This window comes from Aeromonas sp. 19NY04SH05-1 (assembly GCF_040581895.1).
Taxonomy (GTDB): Bacteria; Pseudomonadota; Gammaproteobacteria; order Enterobacterales; family Aeromonadaceae; genus Aeromonas; species Aeromonas enteropelogenes.
The window spans coordinates 4,255,064-4,274,049 of the sequence record NZ_CP095328.1 but is presented as its reverse complement, the minus strand read 5'-3'; the positions used below and the strand labels follow the sequence as shown (position 1 = coordinate 4,274,049).

Below are 18,986 nucleotides of genomic sequence, written 5' to 3'. Positions count from 1 at the left end.
GCCTTCTGGCGTATGAGACGCCACGCATAAGGAGAATACCTGCGGCTTCTCAGGTATTCGCTCTCCTTCCCACTCCGCTATCTCCTGCCGTCGACGTCCTGCGTGTACAGCACCCTAGCGGGTTGCCCACTTCTGGTAGCGCAGATCCTCTTCTATGGTGACCACGACTTCGAGCGGTTTGCCCTCACGAAATACCGAGATGGTGAGCTTGGTGCCCGGGCGACTCTCGACAATCTTGTCCATGGCAGCCCGAACGCCGCTGATGGCCTCGTCGTTGATCTTGAGCAGTACATCTCCCCGCTTCAGACCTCCCTTGCTGGCCGGGCCGTTGGGATCCAGGCTCTCCACCACCAGACCGCGCAGATCACCCAGGTTCATCATGCGAGCGACGATGGGGTTGATCTCGACGCTGGAGACGCCGAGGTAGCCACGGATGACCCGACCGTTGGCGATCAGCTCATCCATGATCCGCTTGGCCAGCCGGTAGGGGATGGCGAAGCTGATGCCGTAAGTCTCCTGATTGCCGTTGAGGTGATAAGTAGCGGTGTTGATCCCCACCAGATCGCCACGACCATTGACCAGAGCCCCGCCCGAGTTGCCCTCATTGATGGCGGCATCGGTCTGCAGCAGATCCTGGCGGCCATTGCTGTCGGGTCCCATGCTGGAGAGCCCGGCGCGCCCGGTCGCGCTGATGATGCCTTGAGTGATGGTTTGGCCAACGTTGTAGGGGTTGCCGATGGCAAGCACCACATCCCCCACCTCAGGCTGCCGTTCCGGATCCTGAGGGATCACCGGCAGATTGTCCGCTTCGATATAGAGTACAGCGAGATCGGTCAGCTGATCGGTACCGACCAACTCGGCGCTGAACACCCGGCCATCCTGCAGTGCGACGATGATCTGGTCGGCATCGGCAATGACGTGATAATTGGTCAGCACGTAACCGCGGGAAGTCATGATGACGCCGGAGCCCAGCCCCTGTGGGCGCAGTTCCCCCTGATTCCCCTGATTGGCGGCAAAGCTGCGGGTGTAGATATTCACGACGGCAGGGCCGGCGCGATGGGCGGCGTAGGAGAAGCTCAACTCGCGGGCATTGGTGATGAGACCGGGTAGCTGGGCACCCCCACGAAAATTGGGAAACAATACAAGCAGCAGCGCCGCGACGGTCAAACCGAAGCCGATGGACTTGCCCAAGTAACTGACTAAAGGGGGGATTTTCATGTCATTCTCATCCGTACAGGCTGCGGGCAGAGAATAACATCATCGGTGGATAAAAATCACCCGCGGCGAATGCCGCGGGTGGGGGAGGGGTTAGCGGATCACCAGATAGAGTGAAGAGTCACCCCGCTGGATATTGAGTGCCAGCACGTCAGGTTTGTTCTTGAGTGCCTTGGTCAGCTCGCCCAGTGTGTTGATCCGCAGGCGGTTGACGCCGATGATGATGTCACCTTTCTGCAAGCCCGAGGCCGCCGCAGGCGAGCGTGGGTCGATATCGGCCACGGCGACGCCGGAAACAGGTTCTGTAGTGGTGCTCAGCTTGGCCCCTTCCAGTGCCGGATGCAGGGCGCTGGCCAGGATCTCGCTATCATCCGCCTTTTTCAGGGTCACCTTGACGGTCTGCTCCTTGCCATCTCGGATAAGGCCGAGGGCAACCTGCTTGTCGGCTCCCATGGTCGCGATCTTGGCGCGCAGCTCACCAAACGAACGGATGGCTTTGCCATCGATGCTGACGATGATGTCGCCAGCCTTGATGCCAGCCTTGGCTGCGGCAGAGTCAGGCATGACCTGGTTGACGAAGGCACCATCTTTCTTGTTGTAGCCGAAAGTCTTGGCAATCTCCGAAGTGAGCTCAGTGCCGGTGATCCCCAGCTGGCCACGACGCACTTCACCATATTTGATGATCTGCTCGGAGAGGTTGCGCACCATGTTGGACGGAATGGCAAAGCCGATGCCGATGTTGCCACCGTTGGGGCCCAGGATGGCGGTGTTGATGCCGATAAGCTCGCCACGCAGGTTGAGCAGGGCGCCACCCGAGTTGCCAGAGTTGATGGCTGCATCGGTCTGGATGAAGTTCTCCAGATTTTCGATGTTGAGGCCGCTACGGCCCAGGGCGCTGACAATACCCGAGGTCACGGTCTGGCCCAGCCCAAACGGGTTGCCGATGGCCAGCGCATAGTCGCCGACTCGCAGCTCATCGGAGTCGGCGAACTTGATCTGCACCAGATCGTCGGCCTTGATTTGCAGCAGAGCGATATCGGACTGCTTGTCTTCACCAATCTTCTTGGCGGCGTACTCGCGGCCATCCTTCAAGTTGACCTTGATCTCGTCCGCTTCGTGTACCACGTGAGCATTGGTGATGACATAGCCTTTCTTGGCATCGATGATGACGCCGGAGCCCAGCGCTTGGAACGGCTGCTCGCTCACTTGCTCGTCAGGCATGTTGGGGCCAAAGAAGAAACGGAACTGTTCCGGCAGACGCTGACGGGTCACTTTCTTGCCGGAGACGGAGATATTGACCACGGCAGGGGTAACCTGCTCAAGAACCGGTGCCAGGCTCGGCATCTCCTGGTTAGATTCGAACAGGGAAGGCATTGCAGCCTGTGCAGGGGCCGCAGACATGGCGATACCGACACTGAGGGCTAGCACACTGAGCATGGAAAGAGGTTTACGCATATGAAAAACAGCTCCCAGAAAAAGTTGCATTGCAATCGTCAAGGTCAGACCACAGGGCTGGCGGATTAGTTCCGCGAGGAACTAGCTTGTTTGCTTGAGCAGACCGGAAGAGGCCCCTGCATAGTCACGGGGAGGAATGCCGGGTTCAGTCTCGGTGCTGGTTTGCGCTTCTTCTACCGGCGGCTCACGGAACAGGGGTTCTTGAGCCTTGGCCAAGAACTTGCTCTGCTCCGCCATGTGGCGGTAGAGGGTCTGATATTGCTCGGCCAGTTGCTCCATCAGCGCCGCACTGTCGGCGAAGTGGGTATTGATTTGGCCCTGATAACTTTCGAGCTCTTTGTGGGCCTTCTTCAGTTCCTGTTCCAGACGGCCGGCATCACGGCTACGTACCGAGAAACGGCCGATGATGATACCGATGATTAGGGCCGCGACAGCCAGCAGGATCCCAGTTAACAGACTCATAGATGCTCCTTGTTACAGCTAAAACAGTGTGTTGATTCGGTTGAACAAACCGCCATGCCTGGTTGGCACTATACCGTGCGTCCCGAGGCCGTGATACCATTTTGTCCTCTATTCAGGGACTTGGAGAGGCACATCAAGGATGACACCGCAGCAAAAATATCAGCAGGATCTGCTGCGTCCGGGTTTTCAGGCCGACCCCGCCCAGCGTATGGCGATCAGCAGACTGGAGCGACTGTATCAGGATTTGCAGCGGCGCCCGACTCCGACCAGATCCGGCGGACTGTTTGGCTGGTTGCAAAAGCCGAAACCGCCCGAGCCCATCCAGGGTATCTATATGTGGGGCGGTGTCGGCAGAGGCAAGACTTGGCTGATGGATACTTTTTTCGAGAGCCTGCCGGGTGAGCGTAAACTGCGCTGCCATTTTCACCGTTTCATGCACCGCATCCACGATGAACTTAATGCATTGAACGGCCAGACCGATCCACTCAAGCACATTGCCAGCAAGCTTGCCAGCGAGACGGATATCATCTGTTTCGACGAGTTTTTCGTCTCCGACATTACGGATGCCATGTTGCTGGGCACCCTGTTTCAGGAACTGTTTAGCCACGGTGTCGTGTTAGTTGCCACCTCCAATATTCCCCCGCAAGAGTTGTATCGCAATGGACTGCAACGAGCCCGTTTTCTGCCCGCCATCGCGCTGATCGAGCGTCATTGCGAGATACTTAATGTGGATGGCGGCATCGACTATCGCTTGCGAACCCTGGAGCAGGCCGAGATTTATCACTGTCCGCTGGATCTACAAGCAAAATCGAACCTTGAGCGTTATTTCCAGCAGTTAACAGGTGGCCACGAGGCCCAGGTGGGGGATCTTGAGATCAATCATCGCCAGCTGGTGTCGCTGGGGATGGGGGAAGGGGTGCTTTACATGGAGTTCGAGCAACTTTGCTGTACTCCCCGCTCCCAAAACGACTATATCGAACTGGCCCGGTTGTTTCACACTGTCTTGCTGGCCAACGTTCAGCCAATGGGAGCAGGTACGGATGACGCGGCTCGCCGCTTCATCGCCATGGTAGATGAATTCTATGAACGGCACGTCAAGCTCATCATTTCGGCAGCTGTTCCCATGGCGGATCTCTATGGTGAAGGGCTGCTGAATTTCGAATTCCAACGCTGTCTTTCACGGCTTCAGGAAATGCAATCGCACGAATACCTTGCAAGAGTGCACCTTCCTTAGTCACAATACCGCGCCTGCCAGTCGGATGGGCATCTGCGGCAGGTAGGGCCGGGCGACATTTGCTAGCTTCATGGCAGTGAAATTAGCAGGTGATATTTAAGGCAACTTCACTTATAATCGCCCGGCCCACGTTACAGCTGTCGATAAGACAGCAACACTTTAAGCTTTACTTGTATTCGAAGGGGTACAGGTAGGCCATCGTTTGTTGTTTGTGGGAGAGCCCCCATAAGCAATTGGGTCTGTAACAGGTAATTGGGTTTAACTTAATGAAAACTTTCGTTGCCAAGCCAGAAACCGTAAAACGTGACTGGTACATTGTGGACGCAGAAGGTAAAACTCTGGGTCGTATCGCAACCGAGATCGCTGCTCGTCTGCGTGGTAAGCACAAAGCTGAGTACACTCCGCACGTTGACACCGGTGACTACATCATCGTTGTAAACGCCGAGAAGGTACGTGTAACCGGTAACAAAACTACCGATAAAATGTACCACGCTCACTCCGGTTTCCCGGGTGGTATCAAGTCCATCAGCTTCGACAAGCTGATTCAGCGTAAACCGGAAATGGTAATCGAAGCTGCTGTTAAAGGCATGCTGCCGAAAGGTCCTCTGGGCCGTGCCATGTTCCGTAAACTGAAAGTTTACGCAGGCGCCGAGCATGCTCATGCTGCTCAGCAACCTCAAGTACTGGATATCTAATCGGGAACTGGCAACATGGCAGAAAATCAATACTACGGTACCGGCCGTCGCAAAAGCTCCACTGCTCGCGTATTCATCAAAGCGGGCAGCGGTAAGATCGTAATCAACCAGCGCTCCCTGGAGCAGTACTTCGGCCGTCCGACTGCCCGCATGGTAGTTCGTCAGCCGCTGGAACTGGTTGAGATGACCGAGAAACTGGATCTGTACATCACCGTTAACGGTGGTGGCATCTCCGGTCAAGCTGGTGCGATCCGCCACGGTATCACTCGTGCTCTGATGCAGTACGACGAAACCCTGCGTTCCGAACTGCGTAAAGCTGGCTTTGTTACTCGTGATGCCCGTAAGGTTGAGCGTAAGAAAGTTGGTCTGCACAAAGCTCGTAAGCGTCCGCAGTACTCCAAGCGTTAATCCGCTTCTGGTACTCACTCTTTCGAGTGTCAAAAAAGCCTGGCAACCGCCAGGCTTTTTTTATTGGTAATATTACCGATATCAATGCTAACCACAGGTCACAAAAGACAAAAAATTGTTTCTTTATTGTTTTTATTGCTCACCGCTCTTTCTTGTCAAGTTGTTATCTTTTCTTTAAAATTTCCCCTGTTTTCTGTGGCAATTGTAACTCCAGCTTCCGCCGCTGTTGTCACGGAGAAATGGGGAACAGGGACACTATAAGAATGCGCGGAGTCCACATGGGAGAGTTTTTGGATGAGCAATGCGCCAGTTGATACCGGTCGCCGCAGATTTCTTACCTGGTCAACGGTTGCCGTTGGTGGGGTAGGAGCTGCTTTTACCGCAGTGCCGTTTATAAAATCATGGAACCCGAGTGCCAAGGCCAAAGCCGCCGGTGCTCCGGTCGAAGTCGATATCAGCAAGTTGGAACCGGGCCAGCTCATCCGTGTCGAGTGGCGTGGCAAGCCGGTCTGGGTGGTCAACCGTACCAAGCAGACGCTGGATGCCCTGGCCGCTCATGATGACAAGTTGCGCGATCCCGCTTCTGATGAACCTCAGCAGCCCGATTATGCCCACAACGGTTACAGATCCATCAAACCCGAGATCTTCGTGGCCGTCGGGATCTGTACCCACCTAGGTTGTTCACCGACCTACTTGCCTGACAGCTTTGGCGAGCAGGTTCAGGGCGTCACCTCCGGGTTCTTTTGCCCGTGCCACGGCTCCAAGTTCGATATGGCCGGTCGTGTGTTCCAGGGGGTACCCGCACCGCTCAATCTGGTCGTGCCGCCCTATCAATTCATTAATGACACCACCATCTTGGTCGGTGCCGATGGCAAGGAGGCCTGATCATGTTGAGTAAACTGATGGGCTGGATCGACTATCGATTCCCGCTCACTGCCATGTACAACGATCACATGGCCAAGTACCCGGCACCGAAGAACCTGAACTTCTGGTACTTCTTCGGCTCCCTCGCCATGTTGGTGCTGGTCAACCAGATCATCACCGGCATTTGGCTGACCATGAACTACAACCCCTCGGCGGAAGGTGCTTTTGCCTCTGTCGAGTACATCATGCGGGATGTGGAATATGGCTGGTTGCTGCGTTACATGCACTCCACCGGGGCTTCCGCCTTCTTCGTAGTGGTCTATTTGCACATGTTCCGTGGCATGATCTACGGCTCTTACCAGAAGCCGCGCGAGCTGCTGTGGATCTTCGGCATGCTGATCTTCCTGGTGCTGATGGCCGAGGCCTTCATGGGCTATCTGCTGCCGTGGGGCCAGATGTCCTTCTGGGGTGCTCAGGTCATCATCTCGCTGTTTGGTGCCATTCCGGTCATCGGCGACGACCTGACCCTGTGGATCCGTGGTGACTACGTCATCTCAGGTGCCACCCTGAACCGCTTCTTTGCGCTGCACGTCATCGCCTTGCCGCTGGTACTGGTGATGCTGGTGGCGATGCACATCCTGGCGCTGCACGAAGTGGGTTCCAACAACCCGGATGGCATCGACATCAAGAAGCACAAGGATGCCAACGGTTGGCCGCTGGATGCGGTGGCGTTCCACCCCTACTTCACCGTCAAGGACATGATCGGTGTCGCGGGATTCCTGTTCTTCTTCTGCGCCATCATCTTCTTCAAGCCGGATATGTGGGGTTACTTCCTCGAGAAGCCGAACTTTGAAGTGGCGAATGGTCTGAAGACCCCGGCACATATCGCTCCGGTGTGGTATTTCACCCCCTTCTACGCCATTCTGCGTGCGGTTCCTGACAAGCTGTTCGGGGTCATCATGATGGGTCTTTCCATCGTGGTGCTGTTCCTGTTGCCTTGGCTGGATCGCTGCAAGGTGCGCTCGGTGCGTTACCGCAGCAAGCTGCACAAGCTGAACATTGCCCAGTTCGTGGTCTGCTTCATTATCCTGGGTGTACTGGGTGTGCTGCCGTCGACTCCGACTCTGACACTGGTTGCCCAGATCTGTACCCTGGGTTACTTCGGGTTCTTCGTCCTGTTGTTCTTCTACAGCAAAAACGAACAAACCAAGCCGCTGCCGGAAAGGGTGACATTCAAATGAAAAAAATAATATTTGCAGTGCTGGCCCTGTTACCCTGCCTGGCGGTCGCGGCAGGGGGCAATTTCCCGCTGGACAAGGCCCATTACGAACTGGATGACAAGGCCTCGTTGCAGCGTGGTGCCGCCACCTTCATGAACTACTGTGCCGGGTGCCACTCCACTCAGTACCAGCGTTACAACCGGGTTGCGGCGGATCTCGGGATCCCCGAGGATCTGATGAAAGCCAACCTCATCTTTACCGATGCCAAGGTCGGTGATCTGATGAAGAGCGCCATGTCCGAGAAGGATGCTGCCAAGTGGTTTGGTGCCCCGCCACCCGATCTGACGCTGGTGGCCCGTGTTCGCGGGGCAGACTGGATTTACACCTATCTGCGCTCCTTCTACGTCGATCCGACCCGTCCGTTCGGGGTGAACAACGCAGTTTTCCCGTCCGTGGGCATGCCCCATGTGCTGGAGCCGCTACAAGGCACACCGCGCGCCGAGTTTACGACACATACTGTCGATGGCGTCGAAACCCAGCAGGTTGTCAGCATCAAATCTGACGGCAATGGTGAAATGGATAACGAAGAGTATGATCAGACGGTGCTGGATCTGGTAAACTTCTTGGTCTACTCGGCTGAACCGGTACAACAGGAGCGTGAACGCATGGGCTTCTGGGTGCTTGGATTCATCGTGATCTTCTTCATCTTCACTGTGCTGTTGAAGAAGGAATTCTGGCGCGACGTTCACTAAGCGACCAGATACGGGTAATATAATGCACGGCAATGAAGTCCAAGATGCTTCATTGCCGTTTCTGCTTTTAAATGAGGGGAGGGTTCAATGGCTGTAGCTGCCAATAAGCGTTCGGTTATGACGCTGTTTTCCGGTGCCAACGATATGTTCAGCCATCAGGTGCGTATTGTCCTGGCGGAGAAGGGTGTTAGCGTGGATATTTGCCAGGTTGACCCAAACAATCTGCCGGATGAGCTGGCCGAGCTGAACCCGTACAACTCAGTACCGACTCTGGTAGACCGTGAGCTGGCGCTCTATACCTCGCGCATCATCATGGAGTATCTGGACGAGCGTTTCCCGCATCCGCCCTTGATGCCCGTCTACCCGGTTGCCCGCGGTAACAGCCGTCTGATGATGCATCGCATCGAGCTGGACTGGTACTCTCTGGCCGACAAGATAATGGCCGGTACCGATGCCGACGCTGCGCGCAACGAGCTGCGGGACAACCTGCTGGCCATCGCGCCGATCTTCGGTGAAATGCCCTATTTCATGAGCGAAGAGTTCGGTCTGGTGGATTGCTACATGGCCCCGCTGCTGTGGCGTCTGCCGAGCCTGGGGATCGATTTGACCGGTCGTGGCGCCAAGGAGCTGAAAGCTTACATGGTCCGCCTGTTTGAGCGCGAGTCCTTCCAGGCCTCCCTGACCGAAGCCGAGCGCGAGATCCGTGCCGGCGTATGAGCATGGAACCGACAATGACGCCGAGCCGCCCGTACCTGTTGCGGGCTTTCTATGACTGGTTACTGGACAACGATCTGACCCCCCATCTGGTGGTCAACGTCAATATTCCCCATGTGATGGTGCCGATGCAGTTTGCCCAGGATGGCCAGATTGTGTTGAATATCGCGCCTCGTGCCGTGATGCAGTTCCACATGGATAATGATGCCATCAGCTTCAGTGCCCGCTTCGGTGGCGTAGCCCAGCAGGTCTACATCCCGATGGCGGCCGTACTGGCCATTCATGCCCGGGAAAACGGTGTGGGGACTCTGTTCCCGCCGGAGCCTGGCTATGATCTCTGGCTGGAGCAGGCCGAGGAGCCGGTAGAGCCGGACCCTGAGCCGCCACGCCCGAGCGGCAAGCCGACGCTGAAAGTCATCAAATAAAAAACGCAGCCAACTGGCTGCGTTTTTTTATGAGCGCGGTATCAGTTCTGGGCGTATTCGAATGCCTTGATGACGCGCTTCACGCCGCTGACATGGCGAGCGATATTGACCGCCTGCTCTCCCTCCTCGCGGGTCACCAGACCGATGAGGAACACTTCGCCATTCTCTGTCACGACCTTGACCTTGGCGCTGTCGAAGTTTTTGGCGGCAAACATGTCGGCTTTCACCTTGGAGGTGATCCAGGAGTCGTTGCTGCGGGTAGTGAAGCTGGCGGGCTCACCCAGACGCAGTTCGTTGTAGACATGGCGAACGCCGTCAATGCGCCCGACGATCTTGCCGGCTTCCAGCTTGTAGGCTTCGGAAGGAGTCTGACCAACCAGCAGCACCCGGGCATTGTTGCTATAGACGCTGATCTTGCTGGCTGCGCTCAGAGGTTTGTTGTCAGCCAGCAGGTTGGCCGCTTTCAGCTCTATGGTCTGATCATCCCACTGGGCACCCAGGGTGCGCCGGTCGCCGGACACCTTGGCGGTACCCGCGGCACCACCGACGACAACGGCAGCGCAACCTTGCAGCAGCAGGGAGCCGGTCAGCAGACCCAGCATGATTAACTTCTTGTTCATGGTTTCAATCTTCCTGTTGCGGGAAAAGAGTCTGGTCGATGAGATCACACAGGCAGTGCAGGGTCAACAGGTTCACCTCCAGAATGCGAGGACGGCGGGCTGATGGCACCCGGATCTCCACGTCATTCGGCCCCAGCAGGCCGGCCATCTCGCCGCCATCGCCCCCGCTCAGCACCACTATGGTCATGTCCCGTGACAGGGCGGCTTCGGCAGCCTTGATCAGGCTGCGGCTGTGGCCCGAGGTGGTAATGGCGACCAGGATGTCGCCCGGTTGGCCTAGGGCGCGGATCTGCTTGGCATACACCTCTTCGAAGCCGTGGTCGGTCGCGATGGCGCTGATGGTGGCCATGTCGGGGGTGAGCGCCATGCCAGGCAGGGAAGGGCGCTGGGTTTCGTAGCAGTTGACCAGCTCTGAGATAAACAGCTGGGCCAGGGCGGCAGAGGGACCATTACCGCATGCCAGCACCTTGTGGCCATTGAGCAGACAGATGGTGATCATCTGAGCTGCCGTATGGATGGCATCCGGCAGCGCCTCGGCGGCGGCAATCTTGGTCTGGATGCTTTCGGTGTAGTTCTCTTTGATGCGGTCAGTCATAGGGTCCTCTTAAAATGCGTTCTGGAACCAGTCGGGCTGGTCGCCCTCAAACGCAATCACATCGAATCGGCAGGCCTGGTTGGCCTCGTTGATGGCATGTTGCTTCAAATAGTGGCGCGCGGCCAGCTTGATCTTCTGTTGCTTGGTGCGGGTGACCGAGCTGGCGGCCCCACCATGGCTGGTGGTGGCGCGGTATCTTACCTCAACAAACACCAGGGTCTGGCCCTGGTGCATGATGAGATCGATCTCGCCGCCACGGCAGCGGTAGTTGCGCGCGGCAAGTTGCAGGCCGCGCGCGGTCAGCCAGCGCTCGGCCTGCTGTTCAAAGTACTGTCCCTTGCTCGTCGCTGACGGGAACAGGTTCTGCCACTGCTGGTTCATCCACGCCAATGCTCTCTTCATTGGAAGGGGCCTCCAGTTGCGGGGCTGCGTTGTCATCGACCAGCTTGCCATTCCGGTAAGTGCCCCAGTTCAGCGTTCTGATGATGTTGCCCTTGGCATCCACGCTCAGCTGTCCGCTCATGCCTGCTTGCTGCATGGTGCCGAGCTTGCGCATCTGCGGCAGGTTTTCAGCCAGGCTGATGGCATCATAGCCCATGGCAAACAGGCGCAGCAGGTCTCCCAGGGTCTGTGGCCAGAGCAGGGCGATCTGCTCGCGTTCCTTCTCGAAACCGCCCAGCAGCAGCGGCATCTCGCCGATATGCAGGCCGTTGAGCTCGGAGGCGACCTCGGTGGCGGCGCTGTCATAGCCACGGGAACCGGTATAGATGGGCAGGCTGCCCATCGGATTGACCGAGATGTCCACGTAGGGCTTGATCATCCGGGTTTCCAGGCTGTTGGCCACAACATAGACGGCATCGATGCTGCGCGGGGCCGCATCGGAGAGCTGCACCACTTCGCCGGCGCGGGCGGTGGAACGGCCGCTCAGGGCGTTTTTCACCATGCCCTGCACCTCGTTGCGGGCGCCAAAGGTGGCGACCACGGGCTTGTCCTGGCTCAGGGTGGCCCAGGTCTGCTCGAACGCCTTGATGCTGCTGTAGCCGATCCGCCCCTGGGCGGCGATCAGCAACGGCTTGCGGTAGCCCTGATCATAGAGATACTGGGCGGCCTGGGCGGCATCGGCAGCGGCCGAGAGGGAGAAGTAGTAGGTGCTGTCATTGACGATCGGCTGATCCAGCTCGTTGAGCGCCAGCACGGGCACGGTCGGGTTGGCCTTGAGCAGTTCCCCGACCCTGTCTTTGAGCAGCGGACCTATGATCATGTCCGCCCCTTCCTGGATCGCCTGCTTGTAGAGCTCTGCGGTCGATTTGAGCTGGGTGTCGTAGAAGTTCAGGGTGAACTGACCCTGGTTCTCCTTGTAGGACATCAGCATGCCGTTGCGAATGGCAGCCCCTTGCGGCTCCAGATTGCCGGAGAGGGGGAGCAGCACTGCAATCTGCTGCACGGTGGTGCCGCTGGTAGAGGCCAGATCGCCAAGGCCGGCGGGCATGTCGCTCTGGGCGGGGTGATTCGGGAAGTCACGCTTCCACCCATCCAGCTGGCGGGCCAGCAGGTTCGGCTGGGCGCCAAACTCGTTGACCAGGGACGCCAGTCGCAGCCAGCCTGTGGTCACGTCGGGGGCCGGGGCCTCTTCCAGCGCCTGCAGGGTGGAGGGGGTCATGCTTTTCAGCAACGACCAGATTTGCTGGTGGTTGGTGGCCAGCTCGCTCTGGGCCAGGTAGGGCTCCATGGCGATCAAGGACTTGGCGGCACCAAACTTGTTGTTGATGTCCAGTTGCAGCACGACCCGCTGGCGATACCAGTTCTTCTGGGTATCGGCATCCAGCGTGACATCCGGCTTGCCTTCAAGCAGGATCAGCGCCTGATTGGCGTGCCCCTGGGCCAGCAACAGATGAGCCTGCAGCAGTTGCAGCTGCGCCTTCTGCTCCGGATTCTGCGCCTGTTTCTGCAACTGCTGGAACAGGGCTGCAGCCGGCTTGCTCTGGCCGAGCGCCAGATAGCTGCGCGCCGCCAGTATCTGCCAGGTGAAGGCTTCAGCCGGCTTGGCCGGGTCCACCTGCTCCAGATACCACTGGGCGTTCTTGGTGATTTCCGAGAAGGCGGACGGCATGCCCGGCTGTCCGGAAGATTGATTGGGCTCCGACGCACAGGCGGCAAGCAGGACTGCCGCGAGTATGATGCCGAAGAGTCGTGATACACTTAGCTGCTTTGTAACCCGGTTCAAGTTCATTCCCCGACCAGTGTTGAAATTCCCCCTAGTGTAAACGGGCCAATATGACGACACAATTGTCGGGGCACTCGGAGATCCCATGAGTGACATCCCAACCCTGTATATAGTCCCCACCCCGATCGGCAATCTGGCGGATATCACCCAGCGGGCCCTCGATACCCTGCGCAGTGTCGACCTGGTGGCCGCAGAAGATACCCGCCATACCGGCATCCTGCTCAGCCACTACCAGATCTCGGTACCGACCTTCGCCCTGCACGACCACAACGAGCAGCAGAAGGCCGATGTGCTGATCGGTCGTATCAAGGAGGGCAAGAGCGTCGCCCTGGTCTCCGATGCCGGCACCCCGCTTATCAGCGATCCCGGTTACCATCTCGTCACCCGCTGTCGCGAAGCGGGTGTCAAGGTAGTGCCGCTGCCTGGCCCCTGCGCCGCCATCACGGCCCTGAGCGCCGCCGGCCTGCCCACCGACCGCTTCGCCTTCGAGGGTTTCCTGCCAGCCAAGAGCAAGGGGCGTGATGATCGGCTGAAGGCGGTCATCGAAGACACCCGCTCCCTGGTGTTCTACGAATCCCCGCGCCGGGTGCAGGACACGGTGGAGGCGATCGCCCGTATCCTTGGTGAGCGCCAGGTGGTGGTGTGCCGCGAGCTGACCAAGACCTTCGAGTCGATCCACGGCTTACCTGCTTCCGAGATGCTGACCTGGCTCGGCGAGGACGAGAACCGCTGCCGTGGCGAAATCGTGCTGGTGGTGGCCGGAGCCAATAAAGAAGAAGAGGAGTTGCCGGCCGAGGCGATCCGCACCCTGGGGCTGCTGGTGGCCGAGCTGCCGCTCAAGAAGGCGGCGGCCCTCACCGCCGAGATCCACGGGGTGAAGAAGAATGCCCTCTACAAGTACGGTCTTGAACACTATTAATTCCGGTTAAGGGGAATTGGCGGTTTACCCAACTCCGTCACGAGGCTATAATCCGCGCCTCGGAGTTGGCCGGGCAGTCGCTGCTTCGTCGTTGTGTCCCTCGGGACAGACGGGCGGAGGGGAGGAAAGTCCGGGCTTCACAGGGCAGGGTGCCAGGTAACGCCTGGGGGGCGCGAGCCTACGACCAGTGCAACAGAGAGCAGACCGCCGATGGCCCGCAAGGGATCAGGTAAGGGTGAAAGGGTGCGGTAAGAGCGCACCGCGCGACTGGCAACAGTTCGTGGCACGGTAAACTCCACCCGAAGCAAGACCAAATAGGCCCCCATTGGCGCGGCCCGCGTTGGGGGCGGGTAGGTTGCTTGAGCCAGCGAGCGATTGCTGGCCTAGAGGAATGATTGCCACCGGGGCAACCCGGTACAGAACCCGGCTTACAGGCCGACTCCGACCTATTTCAAATCAAAGGCTTAGCGGTAAAACGCTAGGTCTTTGTCATATGTGCAACAAACTGAGTAACAAAGTGGGGAACATTCCTCACTATCTGACCCGCCGCAATGGCGTCTTTTACGCCTGTTTTCGCCTCCCTACAGCTCTTAGCCAGCGCCCAAAAGTGATCCGTCGCTCGCTTCAAACCCGCGATGCTGGCTTGGCCCGTTTGCGTCTGGCACAATGGCTTCCTGTGTTCTTGGAGTTAAAGCAGATGGCGGCCAAATCTGACAGTGAGAAAGCTGTTAACGCATTGATAAAACTTAAAGCCATCGACTTGGATATGACTGAGACAATCCGAGACCATTTGTTTGAACAGACAGGGATTGAATCAGAAGCGGCTGATCAGCTTAGAGCTGACTTCGCAAGCCAAGCAGCAAAACGAGCGGCAAGAACGTCAGCGATTAACGTAACTAAAGATAGGTTGAAACGTAGTCTCTCTCTTTCTGATGATGAGGCACTAAAAGCCAGCATAACAGTTCAATCAAAGGAACAAACGAAGCAGCAAGCGTTACAGGCGCTTTATCAAGGTGATTTACCTGCGTATCTTGGCTTGAAAGATTCGGTTCTGACCGGCATTGCCAGACAAGGCACTACAGGAGATGTTTGTTCCACGCTAGCTCCTGCCATGACCGAAACATCCCTGTTACTGTCTGAATCGTATAAGAAATTTATCAAATTCAAAAAGAATCTAACGGGAAAAATGATTAAGGATTACGACCGTTATCTCGATTTTACGCTGGCGATGTTAGGTGATATTGAAAGCCACAAAGTTACCAAACAAGCATTACGTGAATGTCTTGAGGTCTTTCAGCAGATGCCTTTGGGGAATAGATCACCGTATAATCGGCTGAGCATGGCCGAAAAAGTCAGTTTGGCGAAAGCTGGTGAGATCCCTGAAGAGCATCTGATTAAGGTGAAAACAGTTATCGAATTACTTAAATTTTATCAGGGACTCTTCAGTGCTTTCCTGACTGATGAACGCGATATTTTTGAAGTTGCGCCGACAAAAGGACTTAAAAAACCAGAAGGAGATAATGTGAGCTGGGGGGCCTACAACAAGGCACAAGGCCGAAAAATCTATGAATATTGGTTAGCACAGCCCGATAGCCCCATGCGCTGGGTGTTTCTACTTGTGCTGTTTACGGGGATGCGCCGCAGCGAGATAGCCAACGTCACTCGTGAGTCGTTAAAGCAAGATGAGGATACGGGCCGATACTACTTATGGATTGAAGAAGGTAAAACCGCAGCCGCGACCCGTCCGGTAACGATAGCGAAAGAGCTTGAGGCATTAGGGTTTGTCGAATATCTCCAATCACTGGATGGTATGCTCTATCCGGCGGAAAGACTGAACGACATTACCGAGACGGCGAACAAGGTTCGTCAATTGCTTGAGATGGGGGAGACTGAAGACAATGGTAAAGGTCGCTTGGTGTTTCATAGTTTCCGCCACTCGTTGATTACATTCAAGCAGGCAAAACAAGTGGATTACCAACGTTTGCAACGCTTTGTTGGTCATGAAGGTGCCAGGAGTATTACTAAGCGCTATACTCACGATCATATGATAACAGATTATAGTGATATCGCTGATGGTGCTTGGTGGGCTTAATGGATAAGCCGAAACCGCAGTAAAATCCCCACTAAATCGACCTATTTTTCATTTTGTCGGGTAGGGGAATACCTACCCACACAGAACTACACTAAAATCCAAATTAGTGCTTAAATTTGTGTTTTTCGTGGCAGGTGAAAAATCTCTACCGATAGGTTGAATTTTTAAAATGTTCGGTATAGTCTGTGTAGCTGAATCAGCAAAACAATTCACCCCATTAAAATATGCTCGCTGGCCTTTTAGTCTGTGGGCTTTGCTGTATTCCAAGTGTAGGTTTTTAATATTATCTATCTATATCTATTTATACATTCAAGTAAATTTGAATATAAGGAATGACAATATAGACACAGGAGGCGTATGGAGAATACAGTTGAATACAAACTAAACGATATGGGAGAAGATGGCAATCTTGATACTACAGTAGTAGATAAAATGATCCGGCAGATTGAGACCTTATCGAATAAATACAGTAAATTATTAGTGGTCAGGGTTGATCTACATGTGCTGGATGATGTGTCGTTAAATGATTCAAAATTGATAGATAAATTACTGAAAAATATAAGAAAAACAAAATATAAAGATCACTTGTTCGGCTACTTTTGGGTATTGGAACGAGAGAAAAAGAAGAAAGGGCATTATCATATGGTGTTCTTCTTTGATGGTCAGCAGTGGCAAAGTCAGTGGGCCGCACAGACTATAATTAAGGGCTGTTGGCAGCGAGTTGTCAGCGGTGGAACAATACACCGCACAGAAGGTGATGGCACTGGGATGCTATTGCGTAGCGATCAGCAGAAAAGAGCGGATACCATTTACGCCCTCTCTTATCTCTGCAAGAAACGAGGCAAGAAGCGTCTTGAAAAGGGGCAAAGGTTATATGGATTCTCTCGTTTACCTAAACTGCCAATAAAACCCCGTAAAATAGCCGCCTAAAACGCCCTGTAATCGCATTTACAACCCCCACCCTGTAGGGTGGTATTGGGTAGGGGGATAAATTGAAATTAGAGCGTTTTAAGTGCAATTGTTTAACAGCGACCTTACCCCCCTATTATAAATTAATTATTTTCTGCGGAAATTTGATTTACTTGTTGAACCATCAGGATATTTTAGTTGTATTTCAATTGTATCTGGTTGAACTTTATAAGTAATCGTAGCATCATCATTTTGAAAACCATTGGAGCCATCGCGCCAGCGACCCACCTCATTTATTTCTGAACCGGGCAATACTCTCCATATGATCTTATTGTCATACTTATTGATTTGGCACTCATAATTCCATGTGGTGTTGTCTGCTGGTCTGATATAGCCAACAATAACTTTATTATAACCCTCCTTGTAGGGCTCTTTTACTTTTATTGTATGCGGTTCTTTTCCAAATTCTAGCGCAATTGCATGTTGGCAAATATTATTGAATTCTTTTTCTGACACTTGAGAGGCATTGATAGCCATGTTGGTACTTTTAATCTTATCCAAGCTCATAATTTCATCCTTCCCTGATGGTGTTGCTATAAGCATGTTTACTAGCTGCGGCGATAGAGATTTTCTAAAGCTATATTCATTGCCATCTTTACCTTTTCTCATCCATTCTGAGTATGTAACGCCACCATCTTTGGACACTCTAAATGAGATACTCTCTTCGTGAAAGCTACATTCGTAATATTTTTTATTGTTAGAGACGATCACTGACTTGACCGATGGAGTATGAAATCTATGGAATATAATGTCATCTTTGTCTGTTTTTTCCTCCACGCTATAAACACCTACACAAAGAGCATTGTAGTCACTGTCATGTAAATTCTGTGAGTTATTTTGGGCGGTCTCAGGAGTAGACGCAACATTATCATTTTCTACTTTTTTTTCTAAAATATAGTTATAGAGGCCAAATGAAAACAAAAGAAAAAGTATAATTTTTACAGTGTTTGACACAATAGTTAATCCTTTATATTTGTTCGGCAATGCTTGGCTATTTTTGCAATCGTAGCTCGACTGCATTTATACATATCCTCAATCTTGCTATAAGACCATCCAGCAGACAAGGCCAATTGAATCTTTTCGTGAAGTGCCGCATCAATTGGGCGCCCTTTATAGCGTCCTTCGGCTTTGGCTTTGGCGATGCCTTGAGCCTGACGGCGGCGACGGTCGGTGTAGTCTTTGCGAGCAATGGCGGCGAGCATATCAAGCATCATGCTGTTCAAGGCGTCTAGCATCCGGCTGGTGAACTCGTCCCCTGTCGTCATAAGCTGGTGGCTGGTGGGCAAATCCAGTGCCACGATCCGCACTCCTTTAGCCTTGATTATGGCTTTCAGGCTTTCCCAGTCCTCACCGTTAAGGCGGCTGATACGGTCTACCTGTTCCACCAGCAGGCAATCCCCTTGCTGTGCGATATCGAGCAGGCGGAACAACTCGGGACGTTTGAGACTGGCCCCTGATTCATTTTCCACAAACCATCCGGCAATCTGTTGCCCTTGGCTTTGGGCAAACTCGATCAACTGTTCTTTTGCGCGGCTTGCGTCTTGTTCGTCGGTACTGGCTCGCAGGTATCCATAGATCCGGTTGCTCATAATGCCCTCTGGTTTCCTTTATATGGTTTCGTAACTATAGTTTGTTTTGAATGGTTTAGTAAATGAGAAAACAGAGAAAATCGAGATGAAAAACCAGTTTCCTTTAGGTATACCCAATGAAACTGATGAAAACCTGTACGATATTTCAAAATTTAAAAAAATTTAACAAAGGGGTTCGTTTGGTTTCGTTAATTGGTGTTGAGCACTTTCTGAACAGTTATGATGACATCAAGATTTCAGGGAGGGGGAGCGGAAGCGATGTTATTGAGAACTATTATCATATTGGTCATGACTACGGTATCGCAGGTGAGCCATTCAACTGCATACAGTCAGTACAACCTGATCCGCGATGAAGTGGTGAAGCAACAGCGCGTCTGTACCTATGAGAACAAGCGCGGTGAGCTTCATGTGATTACCAAACCCAAGGCAAAGCGGTGCGCCAAGTACATAAACACCGACCGCTTGTAGGGATGAACTGTGGTTCAAGGTGTGCAACAATGTGGATTCTTGCGAGCAGACGATAGAGAGCATAAA

21 protein-coding genes and 1 other RNA gene are annotated in these 18,986 nt (G+C 54.3%); 13 read left to right on the top strand and 9 right to left on the bottom strand.

The window, feature by feature from the left end; all coding sequences use genetic code 11:
- Window positions 1–114: 114 nt before the first annotated feature.
- The 3 genes from degS to MRK42_RS19675 form a co-directional block, all read right to left on the bottom strand.
- Complete coding sequence (degS, locus tag MRK42_RS19685) at window positions 115–1,218, bottom strand: outer membrane-stress sensor serine endopeptidase DegS (RefSeq protein ID WP_354688568.1); 1,104 nt, start codon at window positions 1,216–1,218, stop codon at window positions 115–117.
- A gap of 90 nt (window positions 1,219–1,308) precedes the next feature.
- Complete coding sequence (locus MRK42_RS19680) at window positions 1,309–2,670, bottom strand: Do family serine endopeptidase (RefSeq protein WP_026456105.1); 1,362 nt, start codon at window positions 2,668–2,670, stop codon at window positions 1,309–1,311.
- An 81-nt stretch (window positions 2,671–2,751) separates the two neighbouring features.
- Window positions 2,752–3,132 carry a YhcB family protein gene (locus tag MRK42_RS19675; protein WP_026456104.1) on the bottom strand — a complete coding sequence of 127 codons (381 nt, stop codon included), beginning with the start codon at window positions 3,130–3,132 and terminating at the stop codon, window positions 2,752–2,754.
- 139 nt (window positions 3,133–3,271) lie between these two features.
- Here MRK42_RS19675 and zapE point away from each other — a divergent pair, with 139 nt between their 5' ends.
- From zapE to MRK42_RS19635, 8 genes are all read left to right on the top strand, one after another.
- Window positions 3,272–4,366: a cell division protein ZapE gene (gene zapE, locus MRK42_RS19670; protein ID WP_354688567.1), complete on the top strand. Its 1,095-nt coding sequence runs from the start codon at window positions 3,272–3,274 to the stop codon at window positions 4,364–4,366.
- A 266-nt stretch (window positions 4,367–4,632) separates the two neighbouring features.
- Window positions 4,633–5,061 (top strand): 50S ribosomal protein L13, encoded by a 429-nt coding sequence (gene rplM / locus MRK42_RS19665; RefSeq protein ID WP_026456103.1) that lies wholly within the window; start codon window positions 4,633–4,635, stop codon window positions 5,059–5,061.
- A 15-nt stretch (window positions 5,062–5,076) separates the two neighbouring features.
- Window positions 5,077–5,469 carry a 30S ribosomal protein S9 gene (gene rpsI / locus MRK42_RS19660; protein WP_005336286.1) on the top strand — a complete coding sequence of 131 codons (393 nt, stop codon included), beginning with the start codon at window positions 5,077–5,079 and terminating at the stop codon, window positions 5,467–5,469.
- Window positions 5,470–5,763: 294 nt separating this feature from the next.
- The gene (petA, locus tag MRK42_RS19655) at window positions 5,764–6,354 is read left to right on the top strand and encodes a ubiquinol-cytochrome c reductase iron-sulfur subunit (protein ID WP_042025048.1); all 591 of its coding nucleotides are present in this window, start codon (window positions 5,764–5,766) and stop codon (window positions 6,352–6,354) included.
- Between the two features lie 2 nt (window positions 6,355–6,356).
- Complete coding sequence (locus MRK42_RS19650) at window positions 6,357–7,574, top strand: cytochrome bc complex cytochrome b subunit (RefSeq protein WP_026456155.1); 1,218 nt, start codon at window positions 6,357–6,359, stop codon at window positions 7,572–7,574.
- A complete protein-coding gene (locus tag MRK42_RS19645; protein ID WP_042070873.1) occupies window positions 7,571–8,305 on the top strand; it encodes a cytochrome c1 in 735 nt (244 codons plus the stop codon). Before MRK42_RS19650 ends, MRK42_RS19645 begins: the two co-directional genes overlap by 4 nt.
- An 87-nt stretch (window positions 8,306–8,392) precedes the next feature.
- A complete protein-coding gene (gene sspA / locus MRK42_RS19640) occupies window positions 8,393–9,022 on the top strand; it encodes a stringent starvation protein SspA (protein WP_026456153.1) in 630 nt (209 codons plus the stop codon).
- Window positions 9,019–9,444: a ClpXP protease specificity-enhancing factor gene (locus MRK42_RS19635; protein ID WP_042025050.1), complete on the top strand. Its 426-nt coding sequence runs from the start codon at window positions 9,019–9,021 to the stop codon at window positions 9,442–9,444. The genes sspA and MRK42_RS19635 overlap by 4 nt, the downstream gene beginning before the upstream one ends.
- A 41-nt stretch (window positions 9,445–9,485) precedes the next feature.
- On the opposite strand, the gene dolP is transcribed toward MRK42_RS19635, so the two are convergent.
- From dolP to MRK42_RS19615, 4 genes are read right to left on the bottom strand one after another with little or no spacing between them, the layout of a single operon-like run.
- On the bottom strand, window positions 9,486–10,064 hold the full coding sequence (dolP, locus tag MRK42_RS19630) for a division/outer membrane stress-associated lipid-binding lipoprotein (RefSeq protein ID WP_354688566.1): 579 nt from the start codon (window positions 10,062–10,064) through the stop codon (window positions 9,486–9,488).
- 4 nt (window positions 10,065–10,068) lie between these two features.
- Complete coding sequence (locus tag MRK42_RS19625) at window positions 10,069–10,659, bottom strand: SIS domain-containing protein (protein WP_026456151.1); 591 nt, start codon at window positions 10,657–10,659, stop codon at window positions 10,069–10,071.
- Window positions 10,660–10,668: 9 nt separating this feature from the next.
- On the bottom strand, window positions 10,669–11,061 hold the full coding sequence (locus MRK42_RS19620; protein WP_124240007.1) for a YraN family protein: 393 nt from the start codon (window positions 11,059–11,061) through the stop codon (window positions 10,669–10,671).
- A complete protein-coding gene (locus MRK42_RS19615) occupies window positions 10,982–12,769 on the bottom strand; it encodes a penicillin-binding protein activator (protein WP_354688565.1) in 1,788 nt (595 codons plus the stop codon). The genes MRK42_RS19620 and MRK42_RS19615 overlap by 80 nt, the downstream gene beginning before the upstream one ends.
- 199 nt (window positions 12,770–12,968) lie before the next feature.
- Here MRK42_RS19615 and rsmI point away from each other — a divergent pair, with 199 nt between their 5' ends.
- The 4 genes from rsmI to MRK42_RS19595 all read left to right on the top strand — a co-directional run bounded on the left by rsmI (window position 12,969) and on the right by MRK42_RS19595 (window position 16,824).
- Entirely contained in the window at window positions 12,969–13,802 is an 834-nt protein-coding gene (gene rsmI / locus MRK42_RS19610; RefSeq protein ID WP_354688564.1) for a 16S rRNA (cytidine(1402)-2'-O)-methyltransferase, read from the top strand.
- A gap of 61 nt (window positions 13,803–13,863) precedes the next feature.
- Window positions 13,864–14,249: RNase P RNA component class A (gene rnpB / locus MRK42_RS19605), an RNA gene on the top strand.
- Window positions 14,250–14,295: 46 nt separating this feature from the next.
- Window positions 14,296–15,894 carry a tyrosine-type recombinase/integrase gene (locus MRK42_RS19600; protein WP_323888046.1) on the top strand — a complete coding sequence of 533 codons (1,599 nt, stop codon included), beginning with the start codon at window positions 14,296–14,298 and terminating at the stop codon, window positions 15,892–15,894.
- A 357-nt stretch (window positions 15,895–16,251) separates the two neighbouring features.
- Entirely contained in the window at window positions 16,252–16,824 is a 573-nt protein-coding gene (locus MRK42_RS19595; RefSeq protein ID WP_323888044.1) for an inovirus-type Gp2 protein, read from the top strand.
- A 126-nt stretch (window positions 16,825–16,950) separates the two neighbouring features.
- Here MRK42_RS19595 and MRK42_RS19590 read toward each other — a convergent pair whose 3' ends face one another.
- Window positions 16,951–17,817 carry a hypothetical protein gene (locus MRK42_RS19590; protein WP_323888043.1) on the bottom strand — a complete coding sequence of 289 codons (867 nt, stop codon included), beginning with the start codon at window positions 17,815–17,817 and terminating at the stop codon, window positions 16,951–16,953.
- 5 nt (window positions 17,818–17,822) lie between these two features.
- Window positions 17,823–18,452 (bottom strand): recombinase family protein, encoded by a 630-nt coding sequence (locus MRK42_RS19585; protein ID WP_216983942.1) that lies wholly within the window; start codon window positions 18,450–18,452, stop codon window positions 17,823–17,825.
- Between the two features lie 116 nt (window positions 18,453–18,568).
- Here MRK42_RS19585 and MRK42_RS19580 point away from each other — a divergent pair, with 116 nt between their 5' ends.
- Window positions 18,569–18,805 carry a hypothetical protein gene (locus MRK42_RS19580; protein ID WP_354688563.1) on the top strand — a complete coding sequence of 79 codons (237 nt, stop codon included), beginning with the start codon at window positions 18,569–18,571 and terminating at the stop codon, window positions 18,803–18,805.
- Window positions 18,806–18,986: the final 181 nt, after the last annotated feature.